Genomic DNA, 19,945 nt, shown 5'->3' with positions numbered 1-19,945 from the left:
CATCTAAGTGCGAAACTCGCCCCAAGATGAGACTTCCAAACAGGGCCGTCAGAGACGATGACGTTGATAGGCTGCAGGTGTAAAGCCAGAGATGGCAAAGCTGAGCAGTACTAATAGCCCGAAAACTTGAATAGCTGATCGGCATTGCATTTTCCGCAAGACACTGTCATAGAAACAAAAGATATTAACGGATCGCCCACAGGGCACCCGTAAAGACATAGGCGGCCCGGCGCAGGGGACCCACCTCTTCCCATCCCGAACAGAGAAGTTAAGCCCTGCAGCGCCGATGGTACTGGGGTTACACCCGGGAGAGTAGGTCGCCGCCTCATTTGTTCAAAAGCCCTTTGGTAAACACCAAAAGGGCTTTTTTTATGCCTTTTTTTGAACCATATAAGACATATAAGGAAATATAAGGTTTAGGCAAAAAAAAATCTGTGGAAACCTGGGTTGATCTGTGGTGAGTCCTTTATGCCATCCACAGAATACACAGATTCGCACAGAGAAAATCCAAAACAAACCCCCTTCTATGTCCTTCTATTCCTTATATGGTTCCCTTATTTTTTAAACCAAATAAGGCATATAAGGAAATATAAGGTTTAGGTAAAAAAAAATCAGTGGAAATCCGGGTTTATCTGTGGTGAGTCCTTTATGCCCACCACAGATTACACAGATTCGCACGGATGGTATTTAGCAAAGGAGTCTGGTTTTGAACCAGATCCGTTAGCTATTCGTCGCACCCTCTTTTCCATTCATCTGCGCTGGGCCGGACCAGCCCATAGAATGATGATAGGAGGGAATACAGAAATAATTTGTTCCGGTAAAAGGTGTTTTACTCTGCTTTTTTCTCTACAATCCTGGAATTGAGCTTTATCGTTCTTTTTTCTGCATTTCGCCGGATTCTCATGTTAACCAACTCAGTCGCTAAAGAGAAGAAAACAGCAAAATAAATGCCCAATCCGATGTTCCTGGCGCTAGCTTGTTGATTTTTTGGAAGTTTGTTTGAAATGATGGAAATGAATATAATGTTATCTACGCCCAGTATGATTTCCAGGAAAGTGAGTGTAAAAAGCGCAATCCAGGTCTCGCTAAGGAGGAATATTTCCATGATTGGTAAATTTTAATAATTTAGTACCTAATAATAAACTGCAAATTTCAAAGGAACAAGCAGGGAGGCCGAACGTGGTCTCCCTGCCTGGTATTTATTCTATCAGCCAATCTGAATAATGGCGCGTTTAGGAATAGAAAGACTGCCTTTTAGACATACATAGTCATCCGTGACAGCCCAAACGGTGGTTCCCACTTGGAATAAATTGAGGGATTGGTCGAGAAATGTGATTTTCACCTTCCCATGTTCCAAATTGCCAAGAGCCAAAGCCCTTTCCAAATCCATATTTCTAAGCTTGATTTCATTAGGGTCAGGCAATACTTCCTTTCTTGAGTACCTGAAACCTATCAATTCCTCTTTTGCTATGGTTTTCATCGGATCAGCGTTTTATTCATTAACTGATGCATGCAGGAAGTGATTTCCATTTCCCATTTTTTGATCAAAATGGTTTCTCCAAGAAGATCGGAGAATATTTCTCCGTCATAAAACTCAAGGCTGTGGATGAGTAGCCCTCCCTGAGAATAAAACTCGAGATCCAGTTTGTCGATTATCTTTCGGGCCGATGTGGCCGTCACTATTTTGCGCGAATTTTCTTTAATCTTTACCTGAGAGACCTGGTATAGATCAATTTGTATGGGAGAATCTGAACTGAAATCAGAAGAATACACAAGCTGTCCCTTTTCTGGATCCAGTCCAATGAAATATTTTTTCCTCCAGAGATCTTTTTTCTCTATCTCGAGATTTAGATTCCTAGTGAATTCTGCCAAAAGCTTTTTTGCCAGTGTTATCCTGGCTTTCTCTTTTTTATGGTTCAGATAAAAAGGCATAATGAAGGCAACGATGGCTACCATTGCCATACTGAGTGTGATGATATCCAAATCAAACATGAAGATGTGGTTTTGTGGCAGGATCAATTGATGCGCTGCCGGGTGAATTTTTTAAGAATTTCCTTCAGCACCGGGGCAAAAGGATATTTTTACTGCACCTATATTCATGGGCAGAGGATTAAAAATTCACCGGCTACCAAAAGAAATGACTGGGAAACAAGACTTCCCTGACACCAAATTTTATGTTGACGGTTCTGGCATTTTCGAAGGAGCACTGCAGGATGCGCCCGAAATGTAGCAGGCTATGAGAATTGGGTACAGCTTCCGGATCTCCGAAATTTATCGGGCTTTTGGGAATTGAGGACCCGATGCTCATCCCATCGTTTAGCAGTGCCAGTGCACCCCTACCATCGGCGAATGCTGAGTCATCAGTAAAGGCCGATGAGATACCAGCTAAAGGAAATGCCTGGACACGATCTAAAAAATGCCATTGAAAGACCAGTACAAAGGACAGGCAAATAGTTACAAGCGGTCTTACTATTTTTGACATGGGTTGGATAGCATCCATTAATACCGATTTGTACGCCAAAGCTAAAAAGATGTTTTGTTTTCAGATACCTAGCGCCCGTTTTATTTTTTCTTCCTCCTCTTCCGAATTCATCATCACCATCAATTTATCTCCGGACTGCAGTTCCGTCAAACCATTTGGCGTGATAAATCGGTTGTCGCGATTGATCAGAACGATCAGACTGGTCTTGGGAAAGTCTAATGAAACAATTTTCTTTCCATCCACAACTGCGTTTTCAGGTAATTCGACTTCAACAAGTGCATTTTTAAAATCCTCCGATAGCTCAATATCCAGGAGCGATCGCTTTTTCAGTCCTTCCGGTACAGACAAATGGAGGAGTTTTGCAGCAAAAGAGAGTGTGGTTGCCTGCAGGGCAACGGAGGTCAATACAATAAAAAAAACGACATTAAAAAGCATACTGGATTTATCTACTCCTGCTATCAGCGGAAAGGTGGCAAATACGATCGGTACTGCTCCTCTAAGTCCGACCCAGCTCACAAATACCTTTTCGCGAAGTTTGAATTTAAAAAATGCCAGCGAAATAAAGACTCCCAAAGGTCTGGCAACGAAAATGAGGAACAGGGCAAGGACAAAACCCAAGCCCATTACCGGAATTACCTGGGAAGGAAATACCAGCAGGCCCAGCGTGATAAACATGACGATCTGCATCAACCAGGCCACTCCGTCAAAAAACCGGATGAGGCTCTTTTTGTGCAGCATCTTGCCGTTGCCGATTGTCAGGGCAGCTACGTAAACGCCCAAAAATCCGTTTCCCTTTAACAAGTCGATCAACGAATACGTCATTATCACCAGGCCCAGCATAAGCACCGGGTAAAGTCCCTCATATTCAAGATTTATCCGATTTACCAGCCATACAATGCCTTTTCCCAGCAAATAGCCGCCCAATCCACCAACTAACATCTGGAGGAAAAAAACGGGAATCAGTTGCTGCCAGGTAAACCCCTTGACAGCAATCAAAGAGGTTAAACCTACCGTAAGGAAAAATGCCATGGGGTCGTTGCTACCAGATTCAAGCTCCAGCAGAGGCCTTAAATTTCCTTTGAGTCCGATGCTTTTTGCCCTTAGAATTGAAAAGACGGCTGCTGCATCTGTAGAAGAAACAATGGCTCCCAATAATAAACTTTCCAGGAGAGAAAAATCAAAAAGGGTATAGGAAAAAAAACCTACAGCCACAGCGGTTAACAAAACCCCCAGCGTCGAGAGGGTCAACCCTGGCCCCAAAACGGGTTTGATGGCCTGCCATTTGGTATCCAGTCCCCCGGAAAACAAAATATAAGTAAGCGCAAGAATACCCATGAATTGAGCGATTCCCGGGTCTTCAAACTCAATTCCTCCTATTCCGTCGGATCCGGCCAGCATACCTATACCCAGAAACAAAAGCAAAATAGGGATACCTGCCCGGCCTGCTGTCTTGCTTGCCAATATACTGATGATCAGTAAGACCGAACTGATAATTAATATATTTTCAGGGGTCAAATCCATAGGTGCATTTTTTGATAAGCCTAATCTCCGTCGGGTTTGCCGGACCAATTTTCCCCCCTCTTGGTTTATTACCTGTTGAAACCGGCAATGCCTGTTGCTAAAACCGGCAGCATGAAGACACTTCCCGGATCCTGCTTCGTGTCCGAAAAGACAGCAAGCAGGATGGATAGGAGAGGGATCGCTGTTGAATAGTAAGGGTCCGGTTGATAATGTATAACTATCCCCCACCCCAATTCTGGAATTACAGCGAATACGCCGATGAATGGTACCGGTTTGGGGTGGGGAATGAAATGTAATGCAGCGTTACTACCTGGCCGGAGTAATTTCTATCTTGCGGAATTCTATCGCCCCGTGATCTCCCTGCAACATTAGCGGTCCGGGCTGCCCCTCGTCACTATCCAGCGCTCCTCCCGTAATTCCCGGGATAATTTGTTTGCAAATGATTTCCTTCCCATTCGCAACAATGGTCACCTGCCTTCCGACCAGGGTAATGTCAAAGCTTTGCCAGACTCCCGCTGATTTGACAGCCATCTCGTTCGGAGTAAGAAATCCATAAACTCCGCCGAAATAGATGGAAGAAGGCGGGGTACCCTTATTGTCTTCTATTTGGACTTCATACCTGCCTCTCAGATAAACGCCGCTATTGCTTCCTTCCGGATAGCGGAACTCTACATGAAGCTTGAAATCTTCAAACTTCTGATCTGAAATGAGGTTGGCACCGGCAGCTTTACTTGTCAGTACACCGTCAATGACCTGCCATTGATTCTCAGCTTTGTCGGCATGCCATCCATCCAGGTTTTTTCCATTGAAGATTTCAATGGTTTTGCCCCATTTTGGAGTATTGTCGCGTCTCATTAACGGAGCCTTCACCCCGGAAAAGTCGTGCTTTTTTCCCAGACTACTGGTAATTGTCCCGGTCAACTTCTCTCCTTCTAGTTTTCCATTGAATACCATGTCTCTGTCAGAATCTTCCCATTGGGGGGGGATCGAAAAGCTGATTTCACCATCTTCATAATTCACCCTGCTGATCGGTCTGGCACTACCGCTATTGCCTACAAAGTATCCCACCAGGGTTCTGATACCAGACAATTTAACCTCCAGCCAGGAGGGTACGTCCTGTCCATCCATGTCTACAGTGAGGTCCCACCTTCCTTGAACCGCTGAATTATCCTGGGCTTTGATAGGCTGGCCCGAAAAGATGAAGGTCAAAAGAATGAGTATTGGTAACTGAAATTTTTTCATCATGAGGTTCTAATTGATTAATAAATTTAAAATTACTCGATTTTTGCATTGTTTTAAAACAGAACCTGATAATAATGTCGTAACGAATAGTGCATTTGCATTTTTGATTCCGGAAATTGCCTTGTAAGATGGATTTACCACTCAGGTAAGTAGCAGCAGAAGGATGCCGGAAAAAAGCCCGACAAGCCCTCCTATAACCAGCTCGTTATTTTGGTGTCTGCCAAGTTGCTTTCTGGACCAGGCGATGAAAGGGGTGCTGAAGCACAACAGTATTGCAATAGGGGTGTGGAGCTGCCAAAAGGCCAGCGCTACATAACAGGCTACAGCCATGTGCAACGATATTTTCCACCGGAAATTAAAGATAAAAGCCAATACCAGCATTTGAAGCAATACCAGACTCCCTACCAATACATTCCGCGGTTGGTCGCTTGCGATGATGTATACAATGACCAGAATGGTGAGGACCAGTATTACCACAAACATCGAATACCGGTCTTTTCTTACCGAAACGTCAAAATTGGTGTAAATCCCCTTTTTAGTTCTGCTTTGGTTCCAGTAAATAAGTGGTAAAATACCAATAGCTGTAACAGCTGCCATTGTAAGGGAGGCCTTAAGGGGACTATGGACAGAAAAAAATGTAGCTGCCAGTAATACCAATACCAGAACAATCGGGTGGGCAATGCGGGAAATGAACAGCGATAAGCGGTTTTTAAAGTTCATGTTGGCAGAGGGCAAATTTCCAGGATTACCATTACAATTAAAAGTAAAAAAACAAAACTTGTAATTTACAGGCGCATATTTCGGCATAAATCTTCGCCCCTACCGCTAAATGCTTTAATTTAGCGGGCGATTAGTGACCGCCAGAAAAACCCGGGAGAAGCAACATAATGGAAGTAGCAGTAATCAAATACAATGCAGGGAATGTACAATCGGTATTGTATGCCATGGAACGGCTGGGGGCCCAGGCTACCCTGACGGATGATTGGGAAACGATACAGAAAGCCGATAAGGTCATCTTTCCCGGCCAGGGCGAGGCCAGTACGGCAATGAAATACCTGAAAGAAAGAAAACTGGACCAGTTGATCAGGTCGTTGAAGCAGCCTTTTTTTGGGATTTGCCTGGGGCTTCAGTTGCTTTGTGAGCACTCAGAGGAATACGATACCTCCTGCCTGGGTATATTTCCGATTCAGGTAAAGAAGTTTCCACCATTGGATAAAGTCCCCCATATTGGATGGAATAATTTACAAAATTTACAATCTCCCTTGTTGAAGGGTCTGGATGAATCGGCTTATGTGTATTATGTGCACAGTTACTACGCAACGGTTCATCCGAAATATACCATAGCGACTTCCCATTACATCAATGATTTTTCCGCATTGTTGCAGCGGGATAATTACTATGCCATGCAGGCTCACCCGGAAAAAAGTAGTGTGACAGGTGAAAAAATATTAACCAACTTTCTGAATTTATAATGGAGATCATTCCGGCAATTGACCTCATCGATGGCAAATGTGTACGTTTGACACAGGGAGACTATAACCAGAAAAAGGAGTATGCTTCTGACCCACTGCAGATCGCTAAACAGTTTGAAGCTGCGGGGATCAGAAGATTGCACCTGGTCGACCTTGACGGTGCTAAGGTGAAAAGGATCGTAAATAGAGATGTGGTGGAGCGGATCTGCGGGGAAACTTCTTTGCGGGTTGATTTTGGAGGCGGGGTGCAGTCCGATGAAGATATAGAACTGGCATTTCAATTGGGAGTCAGTCAGGTTACAGGGGGAAGTATTGCCGTAAAAAATCCGGAATTATTTGCCAAATGGCTGGATGTCTATGGCGGAGATCGGCTGATATTGGGTGCAGATGCCAGGGATAGGAAGATTGCCATTTCGGGATGGCAGGAAACTACGGGCATGGACCTGATCAGCTTTATAGGGGAATACCATGCTAAAGGAGTTAAATATGTGATTTGTACCGACGTGGCAAAAGACGGATTGCTACAAGGACCATCTCTGGAGCTGTATACGGAGATAATGGAAGAGATCCCGGAAATACGTCTGATAGCTAGCGGGGGAGTAGCGAGCATGCATGATCTCCAGGAGCTGGAAAAGGCAGGAGTATATGGTGCCATTGTGGGGAAAGCATTTTATGAGGGCAGAATTTCACTGGCAGAACTCAGTACTTTTACGCAGAACTAATTATGTTGACAAAGAGAATCATACCCTGCCTGGATGTCAAGGAAGGGAGAACGGTAAAAGGAGTGAATTTTGTGGAGTTGCGGGATGCAGGAGATCCGGTAGAACTGGGGAAAATCTATGCAGATGAGGGAGCAGACGAATTGGTGTTTCTGGATATTACTGCCACAGTAGAGAAACGCAAGACACTGGTGGATCTGGTTACCAAGGTTGCTAAAACCGTTAATATTCCCTTTACTGTAGGCGGGGGTATATCCTCAGTCGAAGATATAAAAGCCCTTTTGAATGCGGGTGCAGATAAAATCAGTATCAATTCTGCGGCTGTGCGAAACCCTGAAATTGTGGACCAAATGGCCCGGGAATTTGGCAGCCAGTGTATCGTTGTGGCTATCGATACAAAAAACCTGGACGGACTTGACTTTGTGCATACTCACGGGGGAAGGAAGGCTACGCTGCTTCAAACCCAAAAATGGGCCAATGAAGTCACAGACCGGGGAGCGGGAGAAATACTGCTTACCTCCATGGATCATGATGGGGTCAAAAATGGCTTTGCCAATGAAATTACAGGTGAACTTTCCTCCATGCTGAGCATTCCGGTCATTGCATCGGGCGGAGCAGGCACCATGCAGCATTTTAAAGAAGTATTCACTGCGGGAAAAGCGGATGCTGCCCTGGCGGCGAGCATATTTCATTTTAAAGAAATAGCCATTCCTGATTTGAAACAGTACCTGGCAGAGCAAGGGATAAATGTTCGGCGATAGCGATGTTAAAAACCCGAATCAGACATGCAGGGGAGAAGGGTGCCGACAGGCAGAGCCGGCCAGGATGTCTGAGCGCCATACCAGAGAAAATGGGCGCTTTAACCATATTTAAAGTGATTTTCAGAAAATATAAGACAGGCCAGCTCCACAAGGTTTTTTGGGACTAAAAAAATGATAAGCAGATGAATAATTTGAATATAGACTTTGAAAAGGTAAATGGCCTGGTACCAGCCATCATTCAGGATGTGAATTCGAGGGAAGTGCTTATGCTCGGCTATATGAACCAGCAGGCCCTGGAAGAGTCCATAGCGACAGGGAAAGTAACTTTTTTCAGCAGGACCAGGCAAAAACTCTGGACAAAAGGTGAGACCTCGGGTAATTTTTTAATGATCCATCAAATAGAGCAGGACTGTGATGCAGATACGCTATTGATTCAGGCAAAGCCTGTTGGTCCGGTCTGCCACAAGGGAGATGATACCTGTTTTGCTCATGAAAATAAGAGCCGAACGTTTTTTATTGACCAATTGCGCAAGGTCATCAAAGACCGCAGGAAGAATCCGGCAGAAAAATCCTACACAGCATCTCTTTTTGCAGCAGGCATCAACAAAGTGGCCCAAAAGGTAGGAGAAGAGGCGGTGGAAATTGTCATTGAAGCTAAGGACAATGACAAACAATTGTTTATGGGAGAGGCGGCTGACCTGTTGTTTCATTATCTGGTGCTGCTAGAAGCAAAGGGGTATGAATTGGACGAGGTGATGGATGTACTGATCGACCGGCATCAAAAATAGCTGAGATGACCTCGCAAAGCTACTTGTTTGTTTACGGGACTTTGAGGAAAGGATTTCGGCATCCCATGGGCGCATTGCTGGAGCAGGAGGCAAATTACCTGGGTTCCGGTGTTATCAGCGGATTATTGTTTGATTTAGGGCCTTATCCGGTAGCGGTCAGTTCTGAGGATCAAGCCAATCAGGTGTTTGGTGATGTGTATCAATTTACTGAAAATAGCAACTTGATTTCCATTTTGGATGATTATGAAGGGGTAGGCGAGTTGCTGGAAACGGGCGTGACGTTTTCAAGAAAACAGGTGCCGGTTAATTTGGTACAGGGGCCACTATTGGAAGCATGGGTGTACCTTTACACGGGATACATCGATCATTTGGTCCCGATTGCTTCCGGGGACTATCTCAATTACAAAAAAAAATAGTGTTTTGCCCCTTCTCATGTGAAAATCAGAATAGATATTTTCTTATATTTGATTGATATACAGATGGTTCTTTCCTGTTTTGAACAAAACATAAGCTGTCATGAAAATTTTGAAAATCATTCTCATCGTATTATTGATCCTGATCGCGATCCCACTGGTAGCAGCTATTTTCGTACCGAAGGACTACTATGTTGAAAGAGAAGTTACCATCAATAAACCTCATCAGGAGGTGTATTCCTATGTTCGATTGTTGAGAAATCAGGACAATTTTTCTACCTGGTCATCCAGAGATCCTGCGATGAAAAAGTCGTATACTGGATCGGACGGAGAGGTAGGTTTTATCGCGGCATGGGAAAGTGAAAACCCGGATGTTGGGGTGGGAGAGCAGGAGATCATCGCTATCGAGGAAGGAAGACGCATCGACTATGCGCTGCGGTTTAAGGAACCTTTTGAGGCTTCAGACAGAGCCCATATGGAGTTTGAAGAACTGGGTGCAAATCAGACCAAAGTCATTTGGGGTTTTGAAGGGCACATGGATTATCCGATGAATGCCATGCTTTTGTTTATAGATATGGAAAGCCTGCTCGGAAATGATTTTGAAAGTGGATTACAACAACTCAAAGAGATTCTGGAATAACTACCAAACCACATCGCGCTAAGGGCCGGCTTGTTTCAGGGTGTTATTTTTAGTGGCCTGCACTGTGCTTTCCATATCTGGCAAAGCGGCTGCATCACGGCAGGGCATTTTTTCGGTTGGGAGCAGGCACATTTACCATTGGTGCAGAGGGAAGCCTATTGGTCTCCCGGAAAAATAAATGTTTCAGGTTTCTTACTTTTTGGATTGAATTTCATATTACCGATTACCTATGCTTCAATCGCGCGTATCAAATTTTTATTCTGATTTTATTAAATAATAATTGCAAACATTCTGATTTATTTCTTGTTCCCTTATCGAAACAATTAAATCAACGTACCATGAAAAAATTAATGAGTGTATTCGCGATTGCAATGCTGTTGACAGCAACGGTATTTGCCAATGATGAGGTGAAAGAACCTGTAAAAAAAGCGGCCGACAAGGACATTGTTGATCTTGCTGCAGGAACAGATTTTCTATCTACCTTGGTAGCGGCCGTAAAAGCCGGTGGATTGGTAGACGTTCTGAAGGGAGATGGACCTTTTACAGTATTTGCTCCCACCAACGAGGCCTTTGCCAAACTGCCGGCCGGAACAGTAGAAAATCTGTTAAAGCCTGATAACAAGGACCAATTGGTAAAAATCTTAACCTACCATGTCGTGCCGGGCAACATAAAGGCAGCCGATCTGGAGAATGGAATGGAAGTGGAGACTGTCCAGGGACAAAAAATCAAAGTGAAATTGGCCAGCGGCAAAGCCATGATCAACGAGGCCACCGTTACCTCTGTCGATATTGAAGCGAGCAATGGAATGGTGCACGTCATCGATTCGGTGATATTGCCTGAGATGTAAGTAATGAGAGGGTACAGGCAAAGCCGTTTCCCATGGAAGCGGCTTTTTTACTTTATTTTTAGCAGACCCTCCTCCAGAAATACAATTGTATCATACTGGTTTAGGCCAAGACAGAAGGCGATGTCTTTCTCCAGCTCATAGTTTTGCAGCCGTTTGGCATGGGAGGCTTTTTGTAAAAAAAACTCCAGATCTCTTCCTGCCTGCTGAAAGACTGCCTCCATGGCCATGGTGGCATCACAGTCATGCTCCCATCCGAGGCCCAGGGACAATGCGCCTGCAAAGAGCGCATCTTCAATGTTGAATTTACCCTTCCAACCTGCGCAAAAAACAAGTACATCGTTTTGTATTTCTTTCAGGTAATTGATAAGAGCATTGATATTGAGGAAGGCACCGATAAGTACTTCTGAAGCTTCGTTTTGCACTAGAGAAATGGCCCTTGTTCCATTGGTAGTGGTCATCGCAATTTTCTCTCCAGCCAATTGACCATCAGAATAAGCGAGAGGGCTGTTTCCCAGGTCAAACCCTTCCGCTTGTTGCCCGTTTCTCTCTCCGGCGATTTTCCAGCCCTCGTTCTTGTAGGCCCGGCATTGTTCCAGATCTTCTACCGGTACGATACAGGACACTCCATTTGAAAGTGCCGTGACCATGGTCGAGCTTGCCCTGAAAATATCCACTACCACCACTATTTTTCCTTTGGTATCGTGAAGATGAATAAGCTCCGGGCTGAGGCAGGTTGATATTGTTCTCATTTTTTGAGTAAAGGAAGTTTTGCTACTGTCGCAGGAATAATTTTCTTTCTTATGGATATACCAATTGCGGTACCAGGTTTGGTATGGGCAATCCCAACGTACCCGAGACCTATCCCTACACCCATACTGGGAGAGATGCTCCCCGAGGTTACCTTTCCTATAATATGGCCATCTTTATCTGCGATAGGGTATCCGGCTCTTGGTATTCCTTTTTCCTGAAGGATAAAGCCTACCAATTTTCGGCTCACTCCATTCTCCTTTTGGGCCTTAAGTGCTTTATGATTGACAAATTCCTTGTTGAACTTCGTAATCCAGCCTAATCCTGCTTCTATAGGGGAGGTTTCATCTGTAATGTCGTTTCCATACAGGCAGTATCCCATTTCCAGTCTCAGGGTATCCCTGGCTCCCAGGCCGATGGGCTGTATGCCCAGGTTTTTTCCGGCGTCAAAAATATCATCCCAGACTTTGTGGGCATCTTTATTTTTTACGTACAATTCAAATCCACCGGCTCCGGTATAGCCTGTGGCTGAAATGATCACATCCTGAACACCGGCCAGGGTGCCGGTCTTGAAGTGATAGAAGGGTATTTCTCTTAAATCCACATCAGTAAGGGGTGCCAGGGCTTTCAGTGCAAGGGGGCCCTGGACTGCGAAAAGTGAAATATCGTCGGAAATATTTTCCATTTCAGCACCCAATGTGTTTTGCCTTTTTATCCATTCCCAGTCTTTGGCAATGTTGGCAGCATTGACTACCAGCATGTAGCTGGCCTCATCCATTTTATATACCAGCAGGTCATCGACAATCCCCCCTGTTTCGTTGGGCATGCAGGAATACTGGGCCTGCCCTGTAGAAAGTCTGGCTGCGTCGTTGGTGCTGATTCTTTGAATCAGGTCCAGGGCATGTTTGCCCTTTACCAAAAATTCTCCCATATGAGAAACGTCAAAAACGCCAACTTTTTCCCTTACCGTCAGGTGTTCAATCATGTCTGAGCTGTACCGTACAGGCATATAGTAGCCGGCAAAAGGTGCCATTTTTGCCCCGAGCGATTCATGAACGTCATTCAGGGTAATTTTTTTGATCTGATCCTGCATATTTTTTATGGGGTGGATTTTTGATAGCCCAAAGGTAATCAATGTGGCGAAATTACAGAAAGCTCTATAAAAAAAGACCACTCCAGAGATGAAGTGGTCTTTTGGTTTGTCATTTTCTTATCCTCCGTATCCCGGATTCTGGACCAACTCAGGATTGGCATCCATTTCCCGCTGTGGGACGGGCAATACCATTCTCGGGTCGTCAAACCCGTACTGTAGTTCTTCATTGTTGTTATCCTGAATCTCGCCCCGGGTACGCTTGGTATCGTGAATAAAATGTCCTTCATGGGCCAGTTCCAACTTTCGTTCCAGTAGTATTTCTTCAAGACTAATGCTGGATTTGGCCGGTAGATTTACACGGTTTCGTATGCGGTTGATATCTTCCAGAGGGGTAGCGCCTACGGAGGTCCCTACTCTGAAATTGGCTTCCGCCCGTGTAAGGTACATTTCTGCCAGACGGATTACCTTCACGTTTCGGAATTGATCCCTCCATTTGTCAGTGCGTATTTCTCCAGCTCTTTCTACGAACTGTTCCAGTCTTTCATCGCCTTCCTCGTATTGCTCAATGTGGTTTGCCAGGATGGTTACATCTCCATCCCTGCCTCCGAAGTCCGGGGTAGAGTAAAACAGGTGCATGCTATTGTCTGGGTCCTGCGGATTTACCTGAATGGCAAACAAATCCTCCTGGGTATCGGCTGAATTATTAAACGCAGACATATAGTCGTCAATCAAAGATTTGCCGTTTTCTGTGGCAACAGTAATGCTTCGGTTGGCTGCATCTCGCGCATCCGCGAAGCGCTGCATCTGCAGATATACCCTGGAAAGCAGGGCTGAGGCAACGTAATTTCTGGCAAAAAAACCGTTGCTCTCAGGGAGCAAGCTCTCGGCCGTTTCCAGATCTTCCAATACTTGCTGGTAGACTTCTCCGACAGTATTCCTGGGCACCTGGTCTGCGGAAGTAACTTCCCGTGTGGGATTTAAAACCAGCGGAACAGCCAAATTTGTATCGGTATTTCCTGCAGCGTAGGGCATGCCGTAGAGTTTGGCCAATTCGAAATAAATGGCGCCTCTGATGAAGAGTGCTTCCCCTCTGACCCTATCACGGTCGGCTTCATCTACGAGGTCGATCACGTCCAGTATGTTGTTGACCACATTAATGGCACTATACGCCGTTAACCAGGTATTGGTAATGAAGGTATTGTTGGTAAAGATACTTTTGTTGTAGACTTCCCGGGGTTGATTAAACGTACCCTCCCATCGGATCTCATTGTTTGCTCCGAGCATTTCGGCATACAAAATGGTCCGGCCACCCCAGAAATCCTCATTTCTCATATTGGCATAAGCACCTATCAGGACCCTCTTGATATTGGCATCAGAGTTTAGTGCGATATCCTGGTCCACACTTTGAGCGGGTTGAAGGTCCAATTGTCCTTCACAAGAGAAGAGCGATACGAATGCGCTCAGTATTAAAGAAAGTTGTATATTATTTAATTTCATTTTTCTCTTTTTTAAAATCCTACATTGAGCCCTATGGAAAAGGTTTTTGCCTGCGGGGCAGAGTAGAAATCATTACCCTGAAAAACATTGGCATCCGATGTAGTACTACCCAGATAGTCCGCATTTACCTCCGGGTCCCAGCCCAGATAATTGGTAAAGGTCAGCAGGTTCTGCGCCATAAGGTAAACTCTCGCATTGCTGACCTTCATTTTGTCAACCAGACTGGTTGGTAGGTTGTAGCCCAACGAGAGTGTTTTTAACCGCACATAGCTACCGTCAGAAATATAACGGCTGGAAGCATTGCAACCATTACACGTTCCCAATCGGGCCTGTGGAATATCGGTGATATCACCGGGGTTTTGCCAACGGTTAAATTGCCTTGCCGTACTGTTGTCAAACCAATCCCCATTGGCAGCATAAAATCCTCCGCCACCCTCGTAGATCTCGTTTCCAAAAACTCCCTGGAAAAGGAATGAAAGTTCAAAGTCTTTGTACCTGAGGTTATTGGTGATGCCAGCAATGAAATCAGGATTTGGGTCTCCAACTACCATTCGGGTTGCTTCATTGTAGTCATTTGTCGTCTCGGTCAGCTCTTCATTGCTGTAGTACAGGGCATCCCCGTTGTTCGGATCTACCCCTGCATACTTTGGTCCGTAAAACACGCCGATCGATTCGCCAATGAAAATACCGTTCAGGAACCGCGAGGAAGAGGGGGGGATGGAATTCTGTCCCTCTGCAAGCTCCCGTACCCGGTTGATGTTCCGGGCAAAATTCAGGGAGGTGTTCCAACTGAAATTCTGGTCGGCATAGTTTGCTGAGTTCAGCACTACCTCAAATCCGTAATTCTGCATCCTGCCAATATTTTGGCGCTGAGTAGCAAATCCCGTGGTGCCGGGTACTGGTACCAGTAGCAACAAATCACGGGTTTGCTTGTCGTAATAATCCAGCTCTCCGGTCAAGCGATCGCTAAACAATCCAAATTCTATACCTACGTTGAATTGCGCCGTAGTTTCCCAGGTAAGGTTCGGATTATAGATCTGGGTTGGTTCCAAACCAGGCTGAAGTCCATAGGAAACCGGGCCAAATAAGCCCAGGTGATCAAAATTTCCAATTTCAGCATTCCCGGTTAATCCGTAAGAAGTCCTTAACTTCAACAAACTCAGACCTTCAGATCCCTTGAGGAATTCCTCCTCAGTAAGGATCCATCCCAGAGAAGCTGCCGGGAAAAAGCCATACTTGTTGTTTTCACCAAATCTAGAAGAGGCATCATAACGGGCACTTACTGTCATGAGGTATTTGTTGTCCAGCTTGTAGTTGATTCTGGAGAAATATGAAAGAAAAGTAAAGTTGGTAAAAGTCGAGGTGCCCTCTACGATTTCCGCGGCAGACTCCAGTGTTTTTAACTCATCCAATGGAAATTCCTGTCCGTCTACCCGGGTATAATTGTCCTCCGTTTTTTGGAATGACATTCCTGCCACCGCTTCAATCTGGTGCCTTTCCGAAAAGGTATTCGTATAGGTGAAGTAATTGTTTGTGTTGTAATTGAAAATCCTGGCCCAGCGGGAAGTTCCAAAGCCGTTGGTTCCCTGTCCGGTAATGGTTCTTGATCCGAAAAAGCGCTCATCATTCTGGTTGATGATGTCTACCGCAAAGTCGGACCTGAATTTTAGTTGATCACTAAATGCATATTCACCAAAAATAGAATTGATATTCCTGTAGCTGGTACTGAGCCAACTGGCATTCTCAGAATCGATCAGGTTGTTGTAATAGGTAGTGGTGGGTCGGTCGTACAGGACGCCGTTTTCATCCCTTATTGGGGTGATCGGTGCCAATGCGACCAACTGAATGGGGTTATTGAATTGGTTGTCCTCCGGCAAGCGGGTAGTTTCGGTCCTTGCCAAACTGAAATTGGCTCCTAAAGTAAAACGATCTGAAACTTTGTGGTCCAGGTTTAGCCTTCCTGAAATCCGCTCAAAGTTATTTCGGATCATGATGCCATCCTGCTTGTCGTATGCTGTAGAGAAATAAAACCTGGTTTTTTCATTTCCTCCACTGGCGGAAAAATTCACATTGGTAATGCCTGCACCAGGATTAAAAGCCTGCTCCTGCCAATCTGTATTCACGTCGCCGTTTCTCCAATCCGTATGACCGGCATACCTGTCCAGCCGGCTCTCCACAAACTCAAGATCGGAATCTTCATAATCTTCCGGATTATTGATGGGGTCCAGGCCATTCGCCAGGTCATTGTTGTATCCGGATTCGCGCATCAGTTCTACGTACTGAGCTGCGTTCAGAAATTCATTCCTTCTCGTCGGACTGCTGATTCCCCGCTGAATACCCACGTTGAATTTCGTCTTTCCGGCAGTACCGCTTTTGGTGGTAATCAACACCACGCCGTTAGAGGCGCGTGCACCATAAATGGCGGCTGCGGATGCATCCTTAAGTACTTCGAAGGACTCAATATCATTGAAGTTGATGTCTGCCAGAGGATTGCTTTTTCCTATCGTACCCGATGAGGTCACAGGGATTCCATCAATAACGTACAAGGGCTCGTTTCCACCGGAAATGGAAGAGGTCCCTCGTACCCTGATTTTTACACCTTCTCCTACCTTTCCACTGGAAGACTCGACAAAAACCCCTGACATTCTTCCCTGCAGCGCCTCCTGAAATGTGGGTACAGGTACATTGGCTATTTCAGACCCTTTGAGGGAGGCCACGTTGCCGGTAAGATCACCGCGGGTCACGCTGCCATATCCCACGACGATCACCTCGCCCAAAGTCTGTGCATCTGGCTCAAGCCTGAGATCAATGGTACTCTGATTGCCAACCTGTACTTCCTGGCTGATAAAACCAATGTAAGAGAATACCAAGGTTTCATCACTGGAAGCCGAGATGCTGTAACGGCCGTCTATGTCGGTGACAGTACCCCTGTTGGTGTTTTTAATGCTTACATTTACTCCGGGAAGAGTAAGCTCATCCTCCCCTGATATTACTTGCCCAGTGACGGTTCTACTCTGGGCCCACGCTGTCATTGGCCAAGCCAATAACGTCATCATCACGATGAGTAAACATTTTTTCATACAAATAAAGATTAGGTTTTTAATGATTTTGAGGCAATGTTGGGTGTATTGGCTCTACTAAATGCTGTTGGAATCAAGGGCTTTAAGCTGATTCAAATAGTGTACAAATATAAAATAAAATTGGATTAAATCATAACAAACCTGTGAACCCACATTTTTGGTTTAAAATCTAACCGGCAATTGAAAAAATATTGCTCGTTTGCAATAAAAGGGATAAAAAAAACCTGATACGTAATATCAGGTTTTTAACTCAATAAATTAACCTAAGGATGATTAAAATCTGTACTTTGCACTTATCATAACAATTCTGGTCTCTCTTTTGGCGTAAAAGGACTGCCTGAAGGTGTTTGTCAGGGCGTTTCCCGCAAACCTGCGGGTGTCAAAAATATCACGTATACTTAGCGATAACGCGCCCTTATTTTCCCAGAAGCTTTTCTGCACGTTCGCATCAATGTAGTATTGGGCCAGGTCTCTGCCCTGGGCTTCTATTTCTGCAGATTCATAATTGCCCACTAACTGGAAACTAAAGCCCATAGGAAGGGTGAAGCTGTTCATCAATTTGGTGTTCCAGGCGAAGCCCTGATTGACAAACTCCTCACCTACATTTGATCCGTCTACCCGTATCTGGAAAGCCGTGAAACTGCCATTGACATTCCACCAGGGAGTGATGTCGGTAATACCGATAAACTCTACCCCATAGGACTCTGAAGTATTCAAATTAGCCGGTTGGGAATAGGAAATGCCGTCTTCCACCAGGGTAACAAAATCCAACTGTCCATCGACATGGCGGTAAAACAAATTCGTAGTAAGGCTGGAATTTTCAAAGTTTGCCAAATGTCCAAACTCCAGAGAGTGGATCAGTTCCGGTTGCAGATTCGAGTTGCCCCTTCGTACGCTCAGAGAATCTGTAATATCCGGAAAGGGATTTAGTCTCCAGGCGGTGGGCCTGTCTATCCTTCTGCTGTAGGACAATTTCAGTGAGTTTTCCTCATCGATTTTGTACAAGGTTTGCAGACTGGGAAATAAGTTGACATACTCCTGCTGGTTTGCCTCACCCGTATTTTCAAGGAATGTGTCTACAAAGGTGTATTCACCTCTCAATCCCACCGTGTAGTCAAATTTGGGAGTTGAGTTTGAGTAGATCATGTAGGCAGCATGGATCTGATCTTTATAAATGAAACGGTTGCTGACATTGGGATCTACTACAAAATCCTGGATATTCTCCTGAAATCGGGTGTAGATATAGTCGTTGTCAAATTTTCTGATGTTTGATTTAATTCCTGCCTCGATTTTGGCGTCTGAAGAAAGGGGACTGATATAATCGGCCTGGATGATGGAAACATATCGTTTTTCATCGGTAAAGGCCCGCTCCATTCCATTCAGGTTTTCTGGTGTCGGATCCAGGGTGTTTCTGTAAATATCAATATTTTGGATCTTATACTGGTTACGGTAAGAATTGCTGGCTACTACTTTGAAAGATTTGTCTTTATTGTCAAAAGTCCGTTCGTAGATGAGCGCATTGTCAAAACCATCGTCGGCTTCCGTCTCCCGGTTTCTCCTCACATAGTCCAGTACCAGATCATTGGTTTCATTTTGTCTCAGTTCTGAAAAAAGCGTATTTACCTGGCTGTCATCACTGGTTTGAAAAAAACCTTCATAGCTGATGATGTTATCACCGAAATAATAATCTGCTCCAAAATTCAGGTTGTGTCCAATATTTTCATCGGTCGAATTGGTGTTTTGGGTCAGTGTTTCTTCATCCTCAAAAATTTCCCGTTCAGTTCTCCGCTCTCCGATTGATCTCCACCTGCGGAAGTTGTAGCCTGCAAAAACATTGTACCTCAGCGTGCGGTGGTTGATGTTGATCCCGGTATTTGCCCTTCCCCTGGTACCGTAGGTAAGCTCTGCATTGCCATGGGTGCCCAGGTTTTCTCCCTTTTTGAGCACGATATCAATGACTCCCGCTTCTGCTTCAGCATCGTACCGGGCATTTGGATTGTTGATAATCTTGATCTGCTCGATGGCGCTTGCAGGAATTTGATCCAGATTTTGGGTTAGGGAAGAATTTCGGCCATTGATGAGGACGTTCGTTCCCGAACTTCCCCTTAAAGTAATCGCTCCGTCCTCTGAAACACTTACAGAGGGCGTATTCCGCAGGATATCGAGTAAAGTACCGCCCAGATTGGAAAGGTTTTGGCTTGGATTGATGGTGAGGCCTTCTGCATCTGACCGGATGGGAAATTTCGAAGATTGTACCACTACCTCCTCGAGATCCTGGTTTTCGGAAATCAATGTCACGGTCTCCAGGTTTTTATTGCCATTCAGATTGATTTCCAACTCCTTTTCGTCGTATCCGATTAAGAAAAATCTGAGAAGGTATTCCCCTCCTGGGGCACTTATCGAAAAATTGCCATTGTCATCAGAGTCAGAAAATGATACCGGCCGGCTTTCTCCCGGCTTAAACAATGCCACCTGGACAAATGGAAGAGGATCCCCGCTATCCTCGGCAGTCAACTTGCCCCTGAGACTATATCCTTCTCCCTGGCTAAATCCAAGATTTGCAAAGAATACACCTGTGAGCACTACTGCTATGGAAAATAATACTGTTGGCTTCATATCTGTTTTCGATTCGCTACAAGTTT

18 protein-coding genes, 2 rRNA genes and 1 pseudogene are annotated in these 19,945 nt (G+C 45.0%); 9 read left to right on the top strand and 12 right to left on the bottom strand.

Annotated elements, in window-relative coordinates; genetic code table 11:
* Positions 1-134: ribosomal RNA gene (locus BUB19_RS19570) — 23S ribosomal RNA — on the top strand; the annotation flags it as partial.
* 83 nt (positions 135-217) lie between these two features.
* Positions 218-329: ribosomal RNA gene (gene rrf, locus BUB19_RS19565) — 5S ribosomal RNA — on the top strand.
* A gap of 593 nt (positions 330-922) precedes the next feature.
* Here rrf and BUB19_RS24575 read toward each other — a convergent pair.
* From BUB19_RS24575 to BUB19_RS19530, 7 genes and pseudogenes are all read right to left on the bottom strand, one after another.
* Positions 923-1,105: pseudogene (locus BUB19_RS24575) on the bottom strand (TerC family protein); the annotation flags it as partial.
* 102 nt (positions 1,106-1,207) lie between these two features.
* The gene (locus tag BUB19_RS19555; RefSeq protein ID WP_073096994.1) at positions 1,208-1,480 is read right to left on the bottom strand and encodes a hypothetical protein; all 273 of its coding nucleotides are present in this window, start codon (positions 1,478-1,480) and stop codon (positions 1,208-1,210) included.
* The gene (locus BUB19_RS19550) at positions 1,477-1,992 is read right to left on the bottom strand and encodes a hypothetical protein (protein WP_073096993.1); all 516 of its coding nucleotides are present in this window, start codon (positions 1,990-1,992) and stop codon (positions 1,477-1,479) included. The genes BUB19_RS19555 and BUB19_RS19550 overlap by 4 nt, the downstream gene beginning before the upstream one ends.
* 133 nt (positions 1,993-2,125) lie before the next feature.
* Positions 2,126-2,482, bottom strand: coding sequence for a hypothetical protein (locus BUB19_RS19545; protein WP_143156105.1), 357 nt, complete (start codon positions 2,480-2,482; stop codon positions 2,126-2,128).
* Positions 2,483-2,542: 60 nt separating this feature from the next.
* A complete protein-coding gene (locus BUB19_RS19540) occupies positions 2,543-4,003 on the bottom strand; it encodes a potassium/proton antiporter (RefSeq protein WP_073096990.1) in 1,461 nt (486 codons plus the stop codon).
* A 306-nt stretch (positions 4,004-4,309) separates the two neighbouring features.
* Positions 4,310-5,248, bottom strand: coding sequence for a 3-keto-disaccharide hydrolase (locus BUB19_RS19535; protein ID WP_073096989.1), 939 nt, complete (start codon positions 5,246-5,248; stop codon positions 4,310-4,312).
* Positions 5,249-5,386: 138 nt separating this feature from the next.
* Complete coding sequence (locus BUB19_RS19530; protein ID WP_143156104.1) at positions 5,387-5,965, bottom strand: hypothetical protein; 579 nt, start codon at positions 5,963-5,965, stop codon at positions 5,387-5,389.
* Positions 5,966-6,132: 167 nt separating this feature from the next.
* Between BUB19_RS19530 and hisH the strand changes: the two genes are divergently transcribed.
* The 7 genes from hisH to BUB19_RS19495 all read left to right on the top strand — a co-directional run bounded on the left by hisH (position 6,133) and on the right by BUB19_RS19495 (position 10,886).
* Positions 6,133-6,717, top strand: coding sequence for an imidazole glycerol phosphate synthase subunit HisH (gene hisH / locus BUB19_RS19525; RefSeq protein ID WP_073096986.1), 585 nt, complete (start codon positions 6,133-6,135; stop codon positions 6,715-6,717).
* Positions 6,717-7,439, top strand: a complete 723-nt coding sequence (gene hisA / locus BUB19_RS19520; RefSeq protein ID WP_073096985.1) for a 1-(5-phosphoribosyl)-5-[(5-phosphoribosylamino)methylideneamino]imidazole-4-carboxamide isomerase — start codon at positions 6,717-6,719, stop codon at positions 7,437-7,439. The genes hisH and hisA overlap by 1 nt, the downstream gene beginning before the upstream one ends.
* 2 nt (positions 7,440-7,441) lie before the next feature.
* The gene (hisF, locus tag BUB19_RS19515) at positions 7,442-8,197 is read left to right on the top strand and encodes an imidazole glycerol phosphate synthase subunit HisF (protein ID WP_073096984.1); all 756 of its coding nucleotides are present in this window, start codon (positions 7,442-7,444) and stop codon (positions 8,195-8,197) included.
* 182 nt (positions 8,198-8,379) lie between these two features.
* On the top strand, positions 8,380-8,985 hold the full coding sequence (hisIE, locus tag BUB19_RS19510; protein ID WP_073096982.1) for a bifunctional phosphoribosyl-AMP cyclohydrolase/phosphoribosyl-ATP diphosphatase HisIE: 606 nt from the start codon (positions 8,380-8,382) through the stop codon (positions 8,983-8,985).
* A 5-nt stretch (positions 8,986-8,990) separates the two neighbouring features.
* Positions 8,991-9,401 (top strand): gamma-glutamylcyclotransferase family protein, encoded by a 411-nt coding sequence (locus tag BUB19_RS19505; protein ID WP_073096981.1) that lies wholly within the window; start codon positions 8,991-8,993, stop codon positions 9,399-9,401.
* Positions 9,402-9,501: 100 nt separating this feature from the next.
* Positions 9,502-10,038, top strand: a complete 537-nt coding sequence (locus BUB19_RS19500; RefSeq protein ID WP_073096980.1) for an SRPBCC family protein — start codon at positions 9,502-9,504, stop codon at positions 10,036-10,038.
* A 338-nt stretch (positions 10,039-10,376) separates the two neighbouring features.
* Positions 10,377-10,886: a fasciclin domain-containing protein gene (locus BUB19_RS19495; RefSeq protein ID WP_073097020.1), complete on the top strand. Its 510-nt coding sequence runs from the start codon at positions 10,377-10,379 to the stop codon at positions 10,884-10,886.
* Positions 10,887-10,933: 47 nt separating this feature from the next.
* On the opposite strand, the gene BUB19_RS19490 is transcribed toward BUB19_RS19495, so the two are convergent.
* The 5 genes from BUB19_RS19490 to BUB19_RS19470 all read right to left on the bottom strand — a co-directional run bounded on the left by BUB19_RS19490 (position 10,934) and on the right by BUB19_RS19470 (position 19,919).
* Positions 10,934-11,635 carry a 2-phosphosulfolactate phosphatase gene (locus BUB19_RS19490; RefSeq protein ID WP_073096978.1) on the bottom strand — a complete coding sequence of 234 codons (702 nt, stop codon included), beginning with the start codon at positions 11,633-11,635 and terminating at the stop codon, positions 10,934-10,936.
* Complete coding sequence (gene gcvT / locus BUB19_RS19485) at positions 11,632-12,726, bottom strand: glycine cleavage system aminomethyltransferase GcvT (RefSeq protein WP_073097019.1); 1,095 nt, start codon at positions 12,724-12,726, stop codon at positions 11,632-11,634. Before gcvT ends, BUB19_RS19490 begins: the two co-directional genes overlap by 4 nt.
* A gap of 117 nt (positions 12,727-12,843) precedes the next feature.
* Positions 12,844-14,223 carry a RagB/SusD family nutrient uptake outer membrane protein gene (locus BUB19_RS19480; RefSeq protein ID WP_073096977.1) on the bottom strand — a complete coding sequence of 460 codons (1,380 nt, stop codon included), beginning with the start codon at positions 14,221-14,223 and terminating at the stop codon, positions 12,844-12,846.
* Positions 14,224-14,234: 11 nt separating this feature from the next.
* Entirely contained in the window at positions 14,235-17,303 is a 3,069-nt protein-coding gene (locus BUB19_RS19475) for a SusC/RagA family TonB-linked outer membrane protein (RefSeq protein ID WP_073096976.1), read from the bottom strand.
* 273 nt (positions 17,304-17,576) lie between these two features.
* On the bottom strand, positions 17,577-19,919 hold the full coding sequence (locus tag BUB19_RS19470; protein WP_073096975.1) for a TonB-dependent receptor: 2,343 nt from the start codon (positions 19,917-19,919) through the stop codon (positions 17,577-17,579).
* Between the last annotated feature and the right edge of the window lie 26 nt (positions 19,920-19,945).

It is taken from the genome of Cyclobacterium lianum, assembly GCF_900143075.1.
GTDB classification, from domain to species: domain Bacteria; phylum Bacteroidota; class Bacteroidia; order Cytophagales; family Cyclobacteriaceae; genus Cyclobacterium; species Cyclobacterium lianum.
Note: the sequence above shows the minus strand (reverse complement) of the source record. Positions and strands in the feature narration are given on the sequence as shown.